This window comes from Nitrosomonas sp. (genome assembly GCF_021731985.1).
Classification (GTDB): Bacteria; Pseudomonadota; Gammaproteobacteria; order Burkholderiales; family Nitrosomonadaceae; genus Nitrosomonas.
In genome coordinates this window covers 19,135-38,308 of sequence record NZ_JAKFWH010000033.1, presented here as the reverse complement: position 1 = coordinate 38,308, position 19,174 = coordinate 19,135, and the positions used below count along the sequence as shown (strand labels likewise).

The 19,174-nt window shown below is 44.8% G+C and carries 14 protein-coding genes; 7 read left to right on the top strand and 7 right to left on the bottom strand.

Annotated features, from left to right (window positions below):
• The first annotated feature begins 35 nt into the window (after window positions 1-35).
• Window positions 36-4,610, top strand: a complete 4,575-nt coding sequence (locus QZ942_RS04315; protein WP_292993463.1) for an Hpt domain-containing protein — start codon at window positions 36-38, stop codon at window positions 4,608-4,610.
• Between the two features lie 506 nt (window positions 4,611-5,116).
• On the opposite strand, the gene QZ942_RS04310 is transcribed toward QZ942_RS04315, so the two are convergent.
• From QZ942_RS04310 to ppc, 6 genes are all read right to left on the bottom strand, one after another.
• Entirely contained in the window at window positions 5,117-5,959 is an 843-nt protein-coding gene (locus tag QZ942_RS04310; protein WP_292993462.1) for an HDOD domain-containing protein, read from the bottom strand.
• Window positions 5,960-6,226: 267 nt separating this feature from the next.
• On the bottom strand, window positions 6,227-6,478 hold the full coding sequence (locus tag QZ942_RS04305) for a YfhL family 4Fe-4S dicluster ferredoxin (protein ID WP_292993461.1): 252 nt from the start codon (window positions 6,476-6,478) through the stop codon (window positions 6,227-6,229).
• Window positions 6,479-6,493: 15 nt separating this feature from the next.
• A complete protein-coding gene (gene coaD / locus QZ942_RS04300; RefSeq protein WP_292993460.1) occupies window positions 6,494-6,973 on the bottom strand; it encodes a pantetheine-phosphate adenylyltransferase in 480 nt (159 codons plus the stop codon).
• Window positions 6,966-7,520 carry a 16S rRNA (guanine(966)-N(2))-methyltransferase RsmD gene (rsmD, locus tag QZ942_RS04295; RefSeq protein ID WP_292993459.1) on the bottom strand — a complete coding sequence of 185 codons (555 nt, stop codon included), beginning with the start codon at window positions 7,518-7,520 and terminating at the stop codon, window positions 6,966-6,968. Before rsmD ends, coaD begins: the two co-directional genes overlap by 8 nt.
• A gap of 11 nt (window positions 7,521-7,531) precedes the next feature.
• A complete protein-coding gene (locus QZ942_RS04290; RefSeq protein ID WP_292993458.1) occupies window positions 7,532-8,836 on the bottom strand; it encodes a pitrilysin family protein in 1,305 nt (434 codons plus the stop codon).
• Window positions 8,837-8,881: 45 nt separating this feature from the next.
• Window positions 8,882-11,677, bottom strand: a complete 2,796-nt coding sequence (gene ppc, locus QZ942_RS04285) for a phosphoenolpyruvate carboxylase (RefSeq protein ID WP_292993457.1) — start codon at window positions 11,675-11,677, stop codon at window positions 8,882-8,884.
• Between the two features lie 122 nt (window positions 11,678-11,799).
• Between ppc and hemC the strand changes: the two genes are divergently transcribed.
• The 3 genes from hemC (at window position 11,800) to QZ942_RS04270 (ending at window position 14,854) form a co-directional block, all read left to right on the top strand.
• Window positions 11,800-12,756, top strand: coding sequence for a hydroxymethylbilane synthase (gene hemC, locus QZ942_RS04280; protein WP_292993456.1), 957 nt, complete (start codon window positions 11,800-11,802; stop codon window positions 12,754-12,756).
• 2 nt (window positions 12,757-12,758) lie between these two features.
• Window positions 12,759-13,556, top strand: coding sequence for a uroporphyrinogen-III synthase (locus QZ942_RS04275; RefSeq protein WP_292993455.1), 798 nt, complete (start codon window positions 12,759-12,761; stop codon window positions 13,554-13,556).
• Between the two features lie 122 nt (window positions 13,557-13,678).
• Window positions 13,679-14,854, top strand: coding sequence for a heme biosynthesis HemY N-terminal domain-containing protein (locus QZ942_RS04270; protein WP_292993454.1), 1,176 nt, complete (start codon window positions 13,679-13,681; stop codon window positions 14,852-14,854).
• Between the two features lie 5 nt (window positions 14,855-14,859).
• Here the strand turns inward: QZ942_RS04270 and QZ942_RS04265 are convergent, their stop codons facing one another.
• Window positions 14,860-15,915: a CDP-6-deoxy-delta-3,4-glucoseen reductase gene (locus QZ942_RS04265; RefSeq protein WP_292993453.1), complete on the bottom strand. Its 1,056-nt coding sequence runs from the start codon at window positions 15,913-15,915 to the stop codon at window positions 14,860-14,862.
• Between the two features lie 49 nt (window positions 15,916-15,964).
• On the opposite strand from QZ942_RS04265, the gene QZ942_RS04260 reads away from it, so the two are divergent.
• The 3 genes from QZ942_RS04260 to QZ942_RS04250 all read left to right on the top strand — a co-directional run bounded on the left by QZ942_RS04260 (window position 15,965) and on the right by QZ942_RS04250 (window position 19,174).
• Window positions 15,965-16,906 (top strand): SDR family oxidoreductase, encoded by a 942-nt coding sequence (locus tag QZ942_RS04260; protein WP_292993452.1) that lies wholly within the window; start codon window positions 15,965-15,967, stop codon window positions 16,904-16,906.
• Between the two features lie 145 nt (window positions 16,907-17,051).
• Complete coding sequence (locus QZ942_RS04255) at window positions 17,052-18,275, top strand: type II secretion system F family protein (RefSeq protein WP_292993451.1); 1,224 nt, start codon at window positions 17,052-17,054, stop codon at window positions 18,273-18,275.
• A gap of 38 nt (window positions 18,276-18,313) precedes the next feature.
• Window positions 18,314-19,174 carry an A24 family peptidase gene (locus QZ942_RS04250; protein WP_292993450.1) on the top strand — a complete coding sequence of 287 codons (861 nt, stop codon included), beginning with the start codon at window positions 18,314-18,316 and terminating at the stop codon, window positions 19,172-19,174.

Genomic DNA, 19,174 nt, shown 5'->3' with positions numbered 1-19,174 from the left:
ATTTCGATTTCAAAATGGAATAGATGGTATTAAAAATGAGCGCACAACCCAAACTTAATATTGCCTCGATTATCGGAATCAAGGACGGAATCTATCAAGTATTCGCTTTGATTGACCAGAATCTGGATGTTTATAGCAAGCATCCTGGCAATGACAAGCTAATCAGAGATTGCCGGAATTATATTCATCAATTGGACGGCTTGCTGGAGATGCTGAATCTGACGAGCATCACCATCGTCACTGAAAAGATGGAGCAATTGGTTGCAGCGCTCATCAGCAAGAAGATTGAACCCAGTCCGCCGATTTTCGATGCGCTGAAACAATCCACCCAGGCATTGCTTTATTACCTGAATGAGCTGATTGAAGGTGTGGAAGAAAATCCGCTACGTCTGTTTCCAGCGTATCGCGGGTTGATGCAAGTGTATGGTTTTGAAAATGCGCCCGAGAGCGATTTATTTTTTCCGCGGTTAACGGCTAATCCGGCATTAAAGGCGGAATCAACGCATATTGATGCTTTAACGGCTAAATCCTTAGCCAAACAATTGGGCGCCGAGTATCAGGCCGGACTGCTTAAGTGGTTGCGTGATCCATCGAATAAAGACGGTTTGCAGAAAATGGCCGTGGCAGTCAATCAGCTCGAAGAATTTCCGGGAACTATTGAAGGGCGCGCATTTTGGTGGGCAGCCGCGGGTTTTCTCGAGGATTTATTGTATCTGGAAAGCGATCAAATCGATCTTCCGGTGCGCCGCCTGTGCGGGAAGATTGAACAAACCATACGCCATCTTGCCGCTGGAACACTGGGTAGTACTGCACCATTAATGCGTGAACTGCTGTACCACATTGCCCACAGCGAATCAGCCAGTCAGCGCATCAGCGATATCAAGAACAGTTATACCTGGCCCGGACTGTCGGCAGATCAGGATACGCTGACTTTTGAACAGTCGGAAACTTTGCGTCCCATTTTGGATAGGCTACGTAGCACGTTGATGGAGGCGAATGACATCTGGCGTGAATTTTGTGCAGGACATCAAGAAAGTCTGGCCTCGTTGCTTGAATACATGGATTGGCTCAACCATCAAGCGCAGCAAACCCAATGCGCGCCGCTAATGAAATTAATCGATGCCATTAATAGTACCGTTACTTTTTTGCATGATCAGCCTCAGGATGCCAGTGAAGAGCTGGCGATGGAAATGGCGACTGCTTTGTTACTGGTTGAAAGTATTATCGATGACTTTAACAAGTTACCGCCGGATTTATCGCAGCAGATCGATGTAATTGCCACCCGTCTGCGCGGCATTACCGCAGGCAATGTCAGTACGCTGCCGCATGCGCCGGCGTTAACTGTGTTAGAAAGTAAATCACAGGAAAAGGAATTATTGGCGCAGGTTGCACAGGAAATTCTGACCAATCTGGGGCAAATCGAGACCATTCTGGATAAATTCTTTTTTGAACCTGCCAAAAGTGCAGAATTGTCCATGCTGCCTAGCTTATTCAAGCAAATCTTCGGCGCTTTGGTCATGCTGGATTTGGAACGTGCGCACACTTTGCTGCATCTTTGCCTGAACCTGGTCGAGAAACTGTTAAAACCGGGTTATGAAATTGTTGAGACCGAGCAGATCCTGCTGGTAGATGGATTAAGCAGTCTGGGTTTCTATATTGAAGCGCTCAGAAGCGGGCAACCAGAGAGTCACCAGATTGTCGAGGAAGCGATCAAGTTATTCCAGGTCGCATCGATTGCCGCAAGCACACCGTTACCGGCGCAAACGGCTGCTTCGGTACCTACCGTCGTGGCAAAGCCGGATAAAACAGCCGTTAAAGCGGCAAGTACCAGTGTCGATTTGGAATTGCTCGCTATTTTCCTGGAAGAAGCGGATGAAGTGCTGGCCAGTATAGCCAGTGAATTGCAGAAGTGCCGGATCGATGCAGCCGATCGTGAGTCTCTCACTGCTTTGCAGCGTGGATTCCATACACTCAAAGGCAGTGGCCGCATGGTCAAGCTGGAGAAGATGAGTGAAGTGGCCTGGCGCTTGGAACAAGTTCTGAGTCATTGGCTGACTGAAAAAAGATCGGTTTCCGATCCATTAGTAAGGTTAATCACGCGCACGCATCAGGCCTATGGCGAGTGGTGCAGGAATCTGCGCGAACAGGGCGCAACAGCGGTTGATGCCGGTGAATTGTTGCTTTTAGCAAAAGCACTATTAACCAGTGAAAAAGCCATCGAGGCACAGGTGGAACCCGCAGCAAAGGCTAACAGTCTTGTTGACATAGATGCCTCGTTTGAAGCCGAAACGGAAGAGCCAGCCGTATTCCCGGATTCCTCATCAAGCGGAACAAAAACTAAGCCGGTACAGCCTGTGCCGTTTGCCGCCGAAGCAGTTGATCAGATCAATCTTGAGCTGCTTCCGGTGTTTCTTGAAGAAACGCAAGGCATTATTCCGCAAATGGGCGGTAAATTGCGCGCCTGGCGCATGCTGCCGCAAGACGAAGATATTCATCATGCGCTACTGCGATTGTTGCATACCTTGAAAGGCAGTGCCCGCATGACGGGAGCGTTGCAGCTTGGTGAATTGATCCATGCGATGGAAAGTCATGTGGAAGCAGCTTTTCTTTCGCGCAATATTTCCGACGCCGCGCTGGACCAGCTCGAAAGTGAATTTGATGCCATCAGCGGTAAGATTGAACAGCTTCAACGTATTGAGGTGCTGCCACTCCTGGAAAATCAGGCCGCTGCGGATGCAGTTACAGAGAGGATTGAACCCATAGGTGTTATGCCCGAAAAAACCGAATTGCTTCAGTCAAAAACCATTTTGCGTATTAACTCCGAGTTGATTGATCGCCTGATTAATGATTCCGGAGAAGCCAGCATTTTGCGCTCCAAAATTGAAGCACAACTCAACAATTTTAAACAATCGCTACAGGATCTGACTGAAAGTACGCACCGCTTGCACGACCAGTTGCGCGAAGTGGAGATTCAGGCGGAAACGCAAATGCAATCGCACCTTGCACAGCGGCATGAAAGCGAGCCTGCGTTTGATCCGCTCGAATTTGATCGATTCTCCCGCTTCCAGGAACTGACGCGGCTGATGGCAGAAAGTGTCGATGACATTATTACCGTGCAAAAAAGCTTGCGGGCAACACAAACGGTCGCTGAAGAAGCGGTCGTGCAGCAATCCGTGATTAACCGCCAGCTCCAGCAATCCTTGCTGCAAATCCGCACGATACCTTTTGGTAATTATGCCGAACGCTATTATCGTATCGCCCGGCAAGTGGCGGAAGATGTGGGTAAGAAAGCCAACCTGGAAATTCAGGGTGCGGAAGTTGAAATTGATCGCAGTGTATTAGAGAAGATTAATCCCCCTCTGGAACATTTGTTGCGTAATGCGATAGCCCACGGCATCGAAGAACCACTATTAAGGCAACAAGCAGGCAAGCCTGAAACAGGGCAAGTTACTATCCACGTGCGCCAAGAAGGCAACGAAGTGATTATCACGCTGAGTGACGATGGCCGCGGTCTGAATTTGCCGCGCATTCGTGAAGAAGCACAACAGCTTGGCTTGATGCAGGAAAATGAAATATTGGATGATGACAAAGTGATGTCGTTGATCTTCATCCAAGGCTTATCGACAACTGACGCCATCACCGGAATTGCCGGTCGCGGAATCGGCCTGGATATCGTCAAAAATGAGATTTCGATGCTCGGTGGCCGCATCAGCGTCCAATCTGCTCCCAACCAGGGAACAACGTTCACGATTTATTTGCCGCTCACACTATCCGTTGCACAAACATTCATGGTCCGCGCCGGGAAACAAATCTATGCGATCCCTGCTTTTATTGTCGAACAAAACCGGGAATTCGATCCCGATACGCTTAAAACGATCTATCAGGATCGGCAGATCGAGTTTAATGGGAAAAAATACTTGTTTTCCCATCTGTCGCATTTATTGAGTCAAGCAGATCATATTCCTGAAATCACCAAGCATAGCCAAGTATTATTCCTGCGCAGCGGCACACAATATCTTGCCGTGCATGTTGATGATCTGATCGGTAACACCGAAGTAGTGGTCAAGAACATCGGTTCACAGCTTGCACATGCGCCCGGTGTTGAAGGCGCTACGATTACCGGCGATGGCGAAGTTATTTTGATCCTGAATCCGGTGAAACTGATACAGCGTAACGATGTTCAGAAAGTGCTCAGTACACCGCTAGCCGAATTAACGGCTTTCGCTAAGAAGAAACCCATCAAGGCACCCGCCATCATGGTGGTGGATGATTCATTGACGGTGCGCAAAGTGACCTGCCGCCTGCTGGAACGTGAAGGTTGTGATGTGTTGATTGCTAAGAATGGCAAGGAAGCAATTGAAATCCTTCAGGACAGTATTCCGGATGTCATGCTGATCGATCTGGAAATGCCTAAAATGAATGGTTTTGAATTGATTGAATGGGTACGCGCGAACCCGGAAACGGCTCTTATCCCAATGATCATCATTTCCTCACGAACCGCGGAAAAACACCGGAAAATTGCCCAGGATCTGGGGGTTAATATATTTCTTGGTAAGCCTTATAAAGAGGAAGAATTGCTCAATCATTTGTCTGAGTTGATAAGAAAATAAGAAGATGGTATGGACGCCCCCTTAATCACCGGGGAGCCGGGGTAAGCAATACGAATTAAGTTAGAGTCCTTCGCTGGCCTGAGGATAAATAGAGCTTACTCAGAAATTCAGCGATCAGTTGTGCGCTGCCAAGTAAAGATTCCGGTTTGAGATGAATTGGCAGGCACGCGCAAACCGAATTTCTCTGAGCATGCTCCTTTTTGTCACCCACAATGCCATTTTGGCAGCAAGATTCCTCAGTTTTACCCAGCGATTAGTGGGATCAAGAATCATGCCCGGCAGTGTATCAAATCCTTCGAAGGGCGGTTTTTTGGTTGATGTAACGAATCATAGTGCACGGTTTTTGGTGTTAGTTCAAATATTTACGCGCACTATTTTACAAAAATATTTAATATCATTAAATTAAATCATCTATTTATACTTTTTTAGCAGGCTCTATTTACTCAGCAATGTGCGAAGACAATAATACGCATCGATAATATGCCTGTTGCGTGATTTCTTGATGCCTACCGTATGGCATTGAATACTTCTATAACTTGTAATTTAGCCACTGTCATCACTGATTCAATAATTTCAACTGACAAGCCAAGGTAGCTCCATGTTTTGAGTGCACGGTCAGGTATTGTTTCTTCGTGATTTATTTTCTGATTAGTACAGGGCTGAATATAGTTAGCAATATTGATAGCTGCGCACAGCGTGCTGGCATCATATTCATATTCTGCATCCTTCATGGGATCGAATTGGTGTTCAACTATTTTCCAGATATTAGGGGGTAATTTCCATTGATTCAGAAGCTCAGCGCCTAATTGCGCGTGAGTAAAACCAAAAATCTTACGCTCTGCATGGATTACAGCGTCTTCACCTTGGTTCATACAACTCAATACTTTTGCAGATTCTTCCGGGTACTGGCTGAAGAGGATTAGTCTCCCAACACCATGCAACAATCCAGCGATGAAGAAACGTTCTCTACTATCAACACTCGAGGCGAGTAAACGCGCAGTTACACCACAAGTGATACTGTGATTCCAAAATGTATCCATGTCGACCAGATCAGATGAGATACCTTTAAATGTAGACGTCACTGATGATGCTAAGACTAGATTACGCAGTTCTTTATGCCCAATTATGGAGATTGCTTTTAAAATAGTTTCTACTTTGCCAGAAAAACCAAAGTAAGTGCTGTTCGCGAACTTCAATAATTTTGCTGTTAATGCCGGATCACTTGAAATCACCTGCTCCAATTCATAATTAGACGCTTCCCCTGAATCAATTAAATCGTTTATGCGAACCACAACATCCGGTAAGGAGAAAATTGAGCGAACATTCGTGGCTATTGTGCGAGGATCCATTTGAGTCTCAGTCAAGAAAATATCAATTAGCGCTGGTCTTAATTTAATTGGATAGTGCGGTGGGAACATCTGATTTTGGCGATGGAATAACTATTTTCTAGCTTGTGCTCAGATTCCATCGGAACGAACGCTTCGTAAGCAAAACCAAAATGCTCATGCGAAGATTAAACCAATATGCGCAGTAATGCGTTGACGATTAAGCGGAGAAAACGGTCTGATTTCGTGTAGAAGCGTGGTGCGGTTCCTGCTTATTCCGCCGGATATAGGTTATTTTCCAGAGATAAGCGACTGATATTTAGCTTGTAGTTGTTCTTTGCTTTCAATCCTATCTGGATTGGTAATAATACAATCGACAGGACATACTTCGATACATTGCGGCTCATTGTAGTGCCCAACACATTCTGTGCATAAGCTCGCAGCTATCATGTAAATTTCTTCACCCTGAGAAATGGCACCATTAGGGCATTCGGGTTCGCAAACATCACAGTTAATACATTCGTCAGTAATAATTAATGCCATTGAATTCTCTCGCTACTATTTTTTTATTTTTCCGCGTAGTTTTTTTGCTACCAGCGGGTGTACAAATGCATCCGCATTCCCACCCAATGAGGCAATCTCACGCACAATGGTTGCTGAAATAAACATATATTGTTCTGATGGCGTCATGAATAAAGTTTCCACATCGGGATACATACTACGATTCATCCCTGCCATCTGGAACTCATATTCAAAGTCTGAAGCGGCACGCAAACCGCGCAAAATTATTCGCGTGTTTTGTTGCTGCAAGAAATTCATCAATAAACCAGAAAATGCCATAATTTTGACATTCGGACAGTCTGACAATACTTCGTGTGCCATTTCTACTCTTTCTTCCAAAGTAAAAAATGGTTTCTTACTGCTGCTTACGGCTATCGCTACGATGACTTGATCAAACAAACGCGAAGCACGCCGGACGAGATCTTCGTGCCCGCGCGTTATTGGGTCAAACGTACCAGGATAGATCACTTTATCCATTCAATTCTAACTCCAGAAGCTGATAGGATACGGTGCCAGCTTTTGCGCTACGTTTTACACGCCATGGTTTATCCGCGATCCAAGCGCCTTTAGTTTCAGTGTAAACCAGCCCGCCTTTTCCCAGATGTGATGGCAGTAGCGGCAACAATTTTGATAACAGTTCAAGACGATAAGGCGGATCAAGAAAAATAACATCAAATTTCCGCACATCAGAATTCAAAAAATTTAACGCGTTCATTATTTTCAGTTCGACTTGCGTAGCTTGCAATTTTTCCTTATTTTCATGCAATGCATTATAAATTTTAGTATCTGCATCGACCATAACCACTTGTGATGCGCCGCGAGACGCAGCTTCAAAACCCAATGCACCACTTCCAGCAAACAAATCAAGACAACTCATGCCGGTTAAATCCTGTCCCAGCCAATTAAATACGGTTTCACGTATTCTATCGGAGGTGGGTCTTAAATCCGGATTTGCTGGAAAAGTCAGCAAACGGCTGCGCCACTGACCACCAATGATACGGACTTTTCCTCTAACTAAAGCCATGGGCCAAGCGTTTACTCAATTGCTCCCACGACAACAGTAACCATGCCGTCCGGTTGAATTCGTCGCTGGAATGCTTGCCGGATTTGCTCGGTTGTTACTGCTTCAACAGCTACCAGATAATCCGTTAAATAAGTCAGTGGTAAATTATAAAAGCCGATCATGGAAAGATAGCTCAATATTTTGCTATTACTATCTATGCGAAGCGGGAAACCGCCGATAATATTTTGTTTGGCAGCCAGCAATTCTTCCTCTGTTGGACCACTTGCAACAAAATCTTTAAGCACTTTCTGCGTTAATGCCAGCGCCTCTTCCGACTGTTCCTTTTTTGTCTGCAAACCTATTTGAAAAGGCCCTTGTTCTTTATAGGGAGAAAAGAAGCTGTAAACGCTATAAGCCAAACCGCGTTGCTGACGAACTTCTTCCATCAGACGTGAAATGAACCCTCCGCCGCCCAGGATATGATTTCCGACTAATAGGGGAAAATAATCCGGATCACTTCGACGCAAGCCCGGAAAGGCCAATTGGATGTGGCTTTGTGTTGCCGGGTGCGGAATTCTTTTTATTCCTGCGACGGGTATTGATACTGCCGGTATTTCATTTTTCTGTCCACTGGAAGATAGATTACCAGTTAATTGTTCCGCAATTGCTGCAGCTTCAAGCCGAGTCACATCGCCAATGATTGTTATTACTGCGTTCCCGGTAACATAATAAGAGCGATAGAAAGTAAGCAAATCGTCCCGCTGCAACCTATTCAGCGTATCAATTTCTCCCTGCTCATTGAATCCGTAAGGGTGACTGCTATAGAGCATTTTCATCAATTCACGCTCGCCAATGTAGTCTGGCTTGGTGCTCGATTCTTTAATGCTCGAAACTATTCTTGCCTTTTCACGCAACAATATTTCCTGAGAGAATTCCGGGGACTGAATAATGCGTGCAAATACATCAAGTGCTTGCTTGCGCTCCCGCTCACTGCTCAAAGTACGCAAAGCTAATCCCGCACGATCGCGGTCGAAATTATTTTTTAGTTGCGCGCCAACATCGGCCAACGCTGTGGCAATTTGGTCTTCAGATAGACCGCCCGCGCCAAGACTAAGCAAATGCTGTACCAGATTGGCGCAGCCTGATTTACTGATTGTATCCATGGCACTACCCGCAGCAAACTCCACATTGATATCCAGCATGGGCAAATCGTGATTTTCAACAAAATAAACTCTTGCCCCGGAGGCTGCCTGCCAGTACTGGATCGGCAGTGAAGCCAATACCCATTGAGAATAAAAACTGAACAACACGATACATATGATTCGCTTTATTTGCACGAAAGCCTCCTACAGCTCAAGCATTTCAGTAATAAGACCTGCCTATTAACCACTATTGCGCAACCCGGCGGTCACACCATTAATCGTAAGGTGGATGGAACGCCTAACTTCTTCACTATCTTCACCGGACCGGTAACGGCGCAGCAGTTCCACCTGTAAATGGTTGAGTGGATCAATATAAGGGGTTCTGTTGCGGATACTTCGTGCTAGCGTTGGATTGTCTTGCAGTAACTCAGTATGGCCGGTCACGGCAAACAACCATTTTTGACTTCTTGTCCATTCGTCTTTGATACGCCCAAAAATCTGCTCACGCAACGCCACATCCTCGACTAATTCCGCATAGCGGGATGCGATACCCATATCTGTCTTAGCCAACACCATGTCCATGTTCGACAATAATGTTTGCATAAAGGGCCATTCCCGATACATCTCCTGCAATAATGCCAATCCCTGCCCATCCTGATCTTCATGATTGACAAAAGCTTCTACTGCGTGACCAAATCCGTACCATCCCGGCAGCATCATCCGACTCAAACTCCAGCTAAATACCCAAGGAATTGCACGCAAATCTTCAATCGCATCGGAATTCTTACGTGACGGCGGCCTGCTGCCAATATGCAGCCCCGCCATTTCGCGAATCGGCGTTGATTCCAGAAAGAATTGCTTAAATCCGGGAGTTTCATACACCAAGTCACGGTAAGCTACAAAAGACACGGATGCCAATTTCTCCATAGCCGAATAATAACGATCCGAATTCGTGCCGATTGAATCATGACTCAGCAGCGTTGCTTCCATCGTCGCCGCCGCCAATGTTTCAAGGTTCCGCCGCCCAATTTCAGGTTCGGCATATTTACTGCTGATCACCTCGCCTTGCTCGGTTACGCGTATTTGACCATTAACACTTCCTGGCGGCTGAGCCAGGATACTTTGATAACTCGGTCCGCCACCCCGGCCCACCGTGCCGCCACGGCCGTGAAACAAGCGTAACTCAACTTTGTGCTTGGCAAAAACTTTGGTGAGTTCAATTTCAGCTTTATAAATCTCCCAATTCGACGTGATAAACCCCCCGTCCTTGTTGCTATCAGAGTAACCTAGCATGACTTCTTGTACGTTGGCACGCGAACTCAGCAATTTGCGATAATAGGGCAGTGAAAATAACTGATCCATAATAACGCTACAGCTACGCAAATCCGAGATTGTTTCAAATAGTGGGATAATATTGAGATGAAGTTGCGGGTTTTCGCCGGCTTGCAATAGGCCGACTTGCTGTAACAAAAATGCCACTTCCAGCACATTAATGATATCGGTGGTCATCGAAATGATGTAATTCGACATCGCTGCACGTCCAAAACGGCGATGAATTTCGGCGGCGCATTGCAAAATTCGCAGTTCGGATTGCGCCAGCTCGGAAAAATCAGTGTACGAGGCCAGTATCGAACGTGGTTGACTAATTTCTTTAAGCAGCCACTCCGTACGATCTTTTTCACTCAGCTGCGCATAGCCTTTCCGCCCTGTATCGTGCTCGAATAATTCGCTGACGACCTGTTCATGGATCTTGCTATGCTGGCGCATATCCAGCGGTGCTAAATGGAAACCAAATACATCCACGGCACGGCTGAGATTACGTAATGCACCACGCGCTATCCAAGATGATTTATGCTGTTTGAGCGAGTGGATGATGGCATTGAGGTCGTGCAAAAATTCAGTGCTACTGGCATAAGGCGCTCTGGTTTCGGTCGGCGTGTATTGTGTGACTTGATGGCCTAATTGATACGCGGTTGCAACCAAGCGCGCGGCGATACTGAGGAAAATCCGCCGGTACGGTTCGTCAGACCGATTAGGAATATCCGGCGCGGTAGCGGCCAGTTGTTTAACTTCATCGCTGACTTGCACTAATTGCTCGGTCAGACTCATAGAACGGCCGATTTTCTGCACGGCATCAATATAAAAATCCAATGCCACCGACGATTGACGTTCCACCGCCCGCAACATGACATCATGCGTGACAAACGGATTGCCATCACGGTCACCACCAATCCAACTACCGATGCGCAAGAACGATGTGACATAGGGAGCATCTTTACCCAAGCGGCGTTCGAGCAGGTCTTCAATTTTGGCATAGATGTAGGGGATCTCTGTCAAAAAGGTGTAGCTGTAATACGCCAAGCCATTTTCAATTTCATCATACACAGACAAGCGGGTGGGACGTAACATGCGGGTCTGCCACAATATCTGAATGGTAGCGCGCAAGCCTTCCTCATTGTGGCGCAATTCATTGGGCGTGAGTTCAGTCCGCGCACGTTCTTTCAGCAAACGCTCAATGGTTAATTGGCAATCCAGGATACTTCTTCGCTGGACTTCTGTTGGATGCGCTGTCAAAACCGGGGATATCATTGCTTTGTTAAAAAAGTCCGCTAAGACTGTAATATCTTTCCTGCTTTCCAATACGCGTTCCAGTGCTAATGCCACACTTCCAGCCTGTGGCAGAGATCCCGCGCGAAGATGCGCGCGCCGGCGCCGGTTGTGATGAACATCCTCAGCAATATTAGAAAGTAATGAGAAATAACTAAATGCACGGACGACGGGCAATGAGTCTTTATCACTCAACTGGTTGAGTATTGCATCGAGCTCATCTCTCGCCTTTAGATCTTGGTCCCGATGAAAACGAATTGCAGTCTGGCGTATATTCTCGACCAGCTCAAAAGCACTATCTCCATCTTGCTCACGTAACGTATCGCCCAGCATACGTCCTAGGAAACGAATATCTTCCCGCAATGGTAAGTCTTTATCATTCACTAATTTAGTGTTAGCAACACTATTCTCTGAATCAGTTGCACTCATCGCATCACACGCTCACTTAAAAATGAATCCGACATGCTCTTGCGATAAGCCAAGTTAGTGTCGACCATGCTAAAATGACTATTATTAAGAATTTTTTGTAATTTTTTCATTTTATACTATTAATGCCCAATTCATTTTTATCTCCCCAGAAAATCGTCATTGCATCACGAGAAAGCCTACTTGCAATGTGGCAAGCTAAGTTTATTCAGAAATGTTTAGGCGAATTATACCCGCAAACTGAAATCAGCATACTCGGCATGACAACGCTTGGCGACCAGATACTGGACCAATCATTATCAAAAATAGGCGGGAAGGGTCTGTTCATTAAGGAACTAGAGCAAGCCTTAGAAGATGGACGTGCGGATATCGCGGTGCATTCGATGAAAGATATGCCCATGAATGTGCCTGAGGGATTCAAGCTTGCTGCTATCACTGAGCGGGAAGATCCACGCGATGCCTTTGTTTCCAATCAATATGCTAATCTGGATGTGCTGCCAGAAGGCAGCATTGTTGGTACCTCAAGCCTGCGGCGAGAAAGTCAACTGCGCGCACAATTTCCTCATCTTCAAGTACATCCATTGCGTGGCAATGTGCAAACCCGGTTACGTAAACTCGATGAAGGGCAGTATGCTGCAATCATTCTCGCTGCAGCTGGTTTAAAACGGCTTGGATTATCCGGTCGCATCACTGCACTGCTGAATCCTGAACAAAGCTTGCCTGCGGTAGGGCAAGGTGCTTTGGGTATCGAATGCCGGGCTGATCGCACGGATTTGATTGAGCTAATGCAACCTTTGAATCACCAGGCAACTGCTTTTTGTGTGGAAGCAGAACGGGCTTTAAGCCGTGTATTGGGAGGCAGTTGTCAGGTGCCATTGGGAGCATTTGCAGAAATTATCAATGGTACACTCGAGTTACGTGGCTTCGTTGCACAACCTGATGGTAAACGCATTATCAGCGGCGCATTAAATGGCAAGCCGGAAACTGGTATCGCAATGGGGCAGCAGCTGGCTAAAAAACTAGTCGGCGAAGGTGCTGATGAAATATTAGCAGCCTTGGTCCCAGCAGATGGTTGGAAATAGCGTTGCCTACAAACAAACAATTAGACGGCATTAATGTTCTGGTTACTCGTCCAATACAGCAATCTGTTTTTCTTGCAGAAGGTATTCGCGCTATTGGCGGAAATCCAATTTTACTTCCGGTACTGGAAATAACGGATGTAAAAGATTTAAATCCTTTGATAGATTTGATTGGCCGTTTAGATGAATTCGATTGGGCAATATTCGTCAGTCCCAATGCTGTCAACAAAGCCATGCAATTAATTAGCAAGCAACGTATATTGCCTTCCCATTTGAGATTTGCCGCCGTCGGTAAAGGTAGTGCAGATGCTTTAAAGCATTATGGCATCAACGAAGTACTCGTTCCAGTTGAGCATTTTGATAGTGAAGCATTACTGCAGCAGGAGCAATTGCAAAACATGGCTGGCAAACGAGTTGTCATTTTTCGTGGTAACGGCGGCAGGGAATTACTGAGAGACACACTCATACAGCGTGGCGCATTCCTCGAGTACGCAGAATGCTATCACCGCAGGAAGCCGAATATTGATACAACGTCATTAATAACAGCTTGGTCGCAAGGCGAGATTCACGCCGTGATTATCACTAGCAGCGAAGGATTACATAATTTATTTGACATAATAGGCAAGCTTGGCCAACAATTACTGAAATCGACCCCGGTTTTTACAGTTCATGAACGTATTGCCCGGACAGCAAAAGAATTGGGGTTGGGAAAAATCGTAAAAGCGACATCTGCTGGAGATGAAGGTTTGCTGGAAAGCCTGCAAGCGTACTTTCAGGTAACCGGGAAACAGTACAATTTATAAGAGAAAGCACTCGAAATAAAGCTAAAAGCGTTTATAACATCACTTGTACTTATCATGGCTGGTGTTTATGTAATTTGTGGTTCACATTAACAATGATCGCTCTACTGCAATGAGGAGAAAATATGAAACTGATACTCTGGCTATTGGCACTGTTTGCTGCTGCTGTAGCTGTTACACTTGCTGCAAAAAACGTGACGGGGCGTGCTCTGTTGGAGATGCCACCCTATCAAATAGAGCTATCACTTGATCACTTTATAATTGGAGTAATCGCAGCATTTTTTGTTTTCTACATTCTAGTCCGGATTATTCTGGGAATATTAGGGTTCAGTCGGCGGCATCGCCATAAAAAAACAGACGAGATGTTACTTTCTGGATTAAAAGCTTACTATGAGGGCGATTTTGTTAAAGCACAAAGAAATACAGCTATAGCATTAAAGTTAGCTGATTCATCGACGGCTCAAGCAATTTGCGCTGTCATTGCAGCTCGTTCAGCAAATAAGCTTGATGAAATCACAGCGCGAGATCAGTATCTGAACACGGCGCTCCAAAAAGCGCCCGATGAAAAGTCGTTATGCCTTGCCACTAAAACTGAATTTCTACTGCATGATGGGCATTACGAAGAAGCGCTCAAAACATTACGATCTTTGTACTCGGATGGCGGCTTACAATCGACTGTCGTTTTACAACTGGAACTGGAAGCGCAAAAACAAGCCGGAAATTGGGATGCAGTCATTGAGTTAGCTGAAGTACTGGCAAAACGTCAGTCAGCCAATAAAACGCTGATAAAAGAATTAAAACACGACGCACAAATAGAAAATATTAGAAGTAAAGCTTCGGACTTGCCATCACTAAATCAGTACTGGCAGCACATATCACCCATGGAGAAAATGGATAGTAAGCTTTCTGTTGCTGCCGCGCGTGCCTATATCTCACAAGGAAGCTGCACGATTGCAAATCGGATCATTGAACAGAATGTTCCCATTACATGGGATAACGAATTAATTGAACTCTATGCAGAGTGTCTGGATTATCACGTTAACAGGCAAATTGAGTGTGCTGAAGTTTGGCTGAAATCACAGCCTAATAACGCGCAATTGTTATTGACACTCGGTAAACTTTGTACGCACTGCGAACTTTGGGGTAAAGCACAAAATTATTTAGAAGCCAGCTTATCTGTTGAGTCTGGGCATAAAGCGCATTTTGCTTTAGCGCAACTGAATGAGAAATTAGGCAAACATGAATTAGCTATGAATCATTATAATAAGGGGCTTGAATTAACACTCAATCAGATCAATTAAAGCGGCTAAGATTCTTGTACAACTTGGGGGTTGCTGGTTGAGGGCGTGAATACATCGGAGAAAAAAGCATCTTTTGGCAAATCGCGAAGATTGGTAAAGTCGTGGTAAGCAGCTTTTACCATAGCTGGAGCGCCACAGGCATATACCCGATGTTTTTCCAAACTGCGAAAGTCTTGCACGACCGCTTCATGTACCAAACCGATTCTCCCTTCCCAGTTGTCGGTTGGTAAGGGTTCAGACAGCACGGGGACAAAAGTGAAATTTTTGTGTTGTTGTTGCCACTTATCTGCTAAATCCGCTAAATACAAATCAGCTCTTTTACGAGCACCCCAGTAGAGTGTCATTTTTATTTTATTGTTTCGACTGTTCTCTTGATGAAAAATGTGTTCAAGAATACTTTTGATTGGCGCAAATCCTGTGCCGCTCGCCAGAAAGATAATGGAAGTATTCTCGGGTGTGTCGCGTAAAAAGAATGAGCCTAAAGGCCCTGTGAAGCGAAGCATATCTTTGGCTTTCATGTGCGTAAAAACATGTTCAGTAAATGCGCCTCCAGGATAGTTACGTGCATGTAATTGCAAAAATTCATCATCATGCGGTGCATTCGCCAAAGAAAAACTCCGTCGCTTTCCATCTTTGGGCAGGATATCGATATATTGCCCTGCTAAAAACTGCAGCCGCTGATTAGTAGGAAGTTTTAGAGAAATAATCATCACATCAGGAGCGACAAGCTCAAGATTATGCACACGGCACGGTAATGTTTTAATTTCAATATTCTTAGTGGCGCCGATTTCATGACATTCAATAACCAGATCGGTCAGTGGAGAAGCGCAACAAAACAATGCTTTACCGGCTTGCTTCTCTTCTTCAGTCAATGTTTCTTCACTGTGGTGGCCATAGTCTACTTTGCCTTGTATGATTTTTCCTTTGCAAATCCCACAGGAACCATTACGACAGCCATAAGGCAGCGAGAAGCCTTCACGGAGGGCTGCTTCAAGAATAGTTTCTCCAGATTCTACTTTTAGAGCATGCTCGCTAGGTTTAATAATGATTTGATACGACATTGAGTGGCAGACAAATAAAAAATATAATAATCAGAAACAAATAGCTAATATGAAAAAAACACTGTTAATTGTTGGTTGTGGTGATATTGCCTTACGGGTAGCACCACTTTTACAAACACATTACCGAATGCTCGGTTTATATCGTAATTTAGATAGCGCTGGCCATTTACGGTTACATGGCATTATCCCAATTTACGGAAATCTTGATCTTCCGAGAAGTCTCGAGAAACTCGCTGGGATTGCACAGTTAGTTCTACACTTGGCTCCTCCGCCCAATCAAGGATTATACGATCGCAGAACCGCACATCTACTGTCCGCATTAACCAGACGAACAGAACGGCAAGCAGGGATTTTACCACAACGATTCATCTATATCAGTACCAGCGGGGTTTATGGCGATTGCCATGGGACACTAATAGACGAGACATACCCAGTTCATCCGGAAAATGGTCGAGCAATACGACGCATCGATGCTGAAAGACAAATACGTAATTGGGGAAAGCGTAATCATATTCCCGTTTCCATTTTAAGGGTACCGGGTATTTATGCAGCAAACAGATTGCCACTAACACGTTTGCGAGAAGGTCATCCGGCATTATTGGATACTGAAGATAGTTATACCAATCATATTCATGCGGATGATCTCGCTAGAATAATTTGTGCTGCCTTGCAACATGCAAAGCCAAATAGAATCTATCATACCTGCGATGACTCGCATCTGAAAATGGGAGAATATTTTGATTTAGTCGCAGATCATTTTGCTTTGCCACGTCCCCCTCGTATCACCCGCAATCAAGCCCAAGAACAGATATCGCCTACGATGCTATCTTTCATGAAAGAATCCAGGCGGCTTAATAATCTAAGAATGAAAAAAGAATTGCATGTCAACTTGTTGTACCCAACAATTTTTGATGGCATTAAAGCTGTTCATACGGAAGAGCCAATGACATCTAAGATAGAACCCAATGCTGTGAAAATTAGCGCTAAGTAATACACCAAACTATGCCGTTAGTTCCGCACAAGCTCAGAATTATCTTTTGAGCTTTGTTGTTAATGACAATAGCGGAATTTGAGTCTTTGCAATGTTTTTCTAGTATATATTTTCATGAATACTCTAAGTTTTTGAGGAGCTAATTATGGCAACTGTGACAGCGCACACAGAGAATAAGCTAAAAGAAATTAATTACTCGTGGGAAGGTAAGGACAGGGCTGGTAAACAGATAAAAGGTGAAATGCGCGCTGCTGGAACAGTTATTGTTACTTCTACATTACGCCGCCAGGGTATCAAAGTCACAAAAATAAAGAAAACTCAATCCGGTGGCAAAATTACTGACAAAGATATAACGTTATTTACACGTCAGTTGGCTACTATGATGAAATCTGGTGTGCCGCTATTACAAGCCTTCGATATAGTGGGCAGAGGTCACAGCAACCGAGCCTTGAGTAAATTACTTTTGGATATTAAAGCCGACGTAGAAACTGGTAGTAATTTGACAGATGCATTTCGTAAATACCCGCTTTACTTCGATGAACTATATTGTAATCTTGTGGGAGCAGGAGAAGCTGCCGGTATTCTAGATCATATTCTGGATCGTTTGGCAACCTACAAAGAAAAAATTCAAGCCATTAAGGGGAAAATTAAATCTGCACTTTTTTACCCTATTTCGATTATCGTAGTTGCTTTTGTTATTACTGCAGTAATCATGATTTTTGTAATCCCGGCTTTTAAAGATCTATTTGAAGGATTCGGTGCTGAATTGCCCGCCCCAACGCTTTTTGTAATGACCATTTCAAATTTCTTCGTTGCATATTGGTGGGCCATTCTCGGTATTCTGGGCGGTGGAATTTATGCTTTTTTATATACTTGGAAGCGTTCAATCTCAATGCAACATGTTATGGATCGTTTTGCGCTTAAGTTACCTATCTTCGGAGAAGTAATCCGTAAAGCTACGATTGCACGCTGGTCACGTACACTTTCAACTATGTTTGCCGCAGGTGTGCCTCTGGTAGAATCATTGGATTCGGTCGCCGGTGCGGCAGGGAATCATATTTATTTCGAAGCCACCAAGAACATACAAATTGAAGTCAGTACAGGCAATAGTTTGACCTCTTCCATGGCTGGCACCAATGTATTTCCGAACATGGTGATTCAAATGGTCGCCATTGGTGAAGAGGCCGGTTCGCTTGATTCCATGTTAAGTAAAATCGCTGACTTCTACGAAGCAGAAGTAGATGATGCGGTTGCCGCGCTGTCAAGTTTGATGGAGCCGATCATCATGGTTGTATTGGGAACACTAATTGGCGGTATGGTCGTTGCGATGTATTTGCCTATCTTCAAAATGGGTATGGTTGTTAATTAAACGCGACTCCCGGAATCCAATTCTATTACATAATAACCATGCCATTACTATCCATGCTGCAAGATACGCCGGCTTTTTTTATTTCATTTGTCGCGATAATCGGGTTAATGATCGGCAGCTTTCTGAACGTCGTGATATACCGTCTGCCTGAAATGATGAAAAGAAATTGGCTGCAGCAGTGTGCAGAGCTGCATGGTGAAGCGGGCAAAGCGTTGCCTACATTTAACCTGATTACCCCTCGTTCGGTATGTACTCATTGCGGACATAAAATAACCGTATGGGAAAATATTCCAATTGTTAGCTATCTTGTTTTACTAGGTCGTTGTTCTCAATGCCATGCACATATTTCACTGCGTTATCCTATTGTAGAAACAGTAACGGCGCTTATGAGCGGTTTTGTTGCCTGGTATTATGGTTACGGTTTGATAACTATTGCGGTATTGATTTTTGTGTGGGCGCTCATTGCACTTGCAGTCATTGATTTGAATACGCAACTACTGCCGGATGATATAACCATACCATTATTATGGATGGGCTTACTGATCAATATGAACAATGGTTTTACTGATATTCAATCTGCAATTATTGGCGCTGTAGCAGGCTATCTTTCTTTGTGGTCAATTTACTGGTGCTTTAAACTTTCCACGGGTAAAGAAGGTATGGGTTATGGTGATTTTAAGTTGTTATCTGCTATTGGCGCGTGGTTGGGATGGAATATGCTTCCGCTGGTCATGCTTTCCTCATCACTGGTGGGCGCAACTGTTGGTATTGGATTAGTGTTAACTGCTAGACTCAAAAAGAGTACTCCCATTCCATTCGGTCCTTATCTGGTTGGTGGGGCATTTATTGCTCTATTTTGGGGAGAAAAACTGAATTATGCTTATCATGGTTTATTCTGA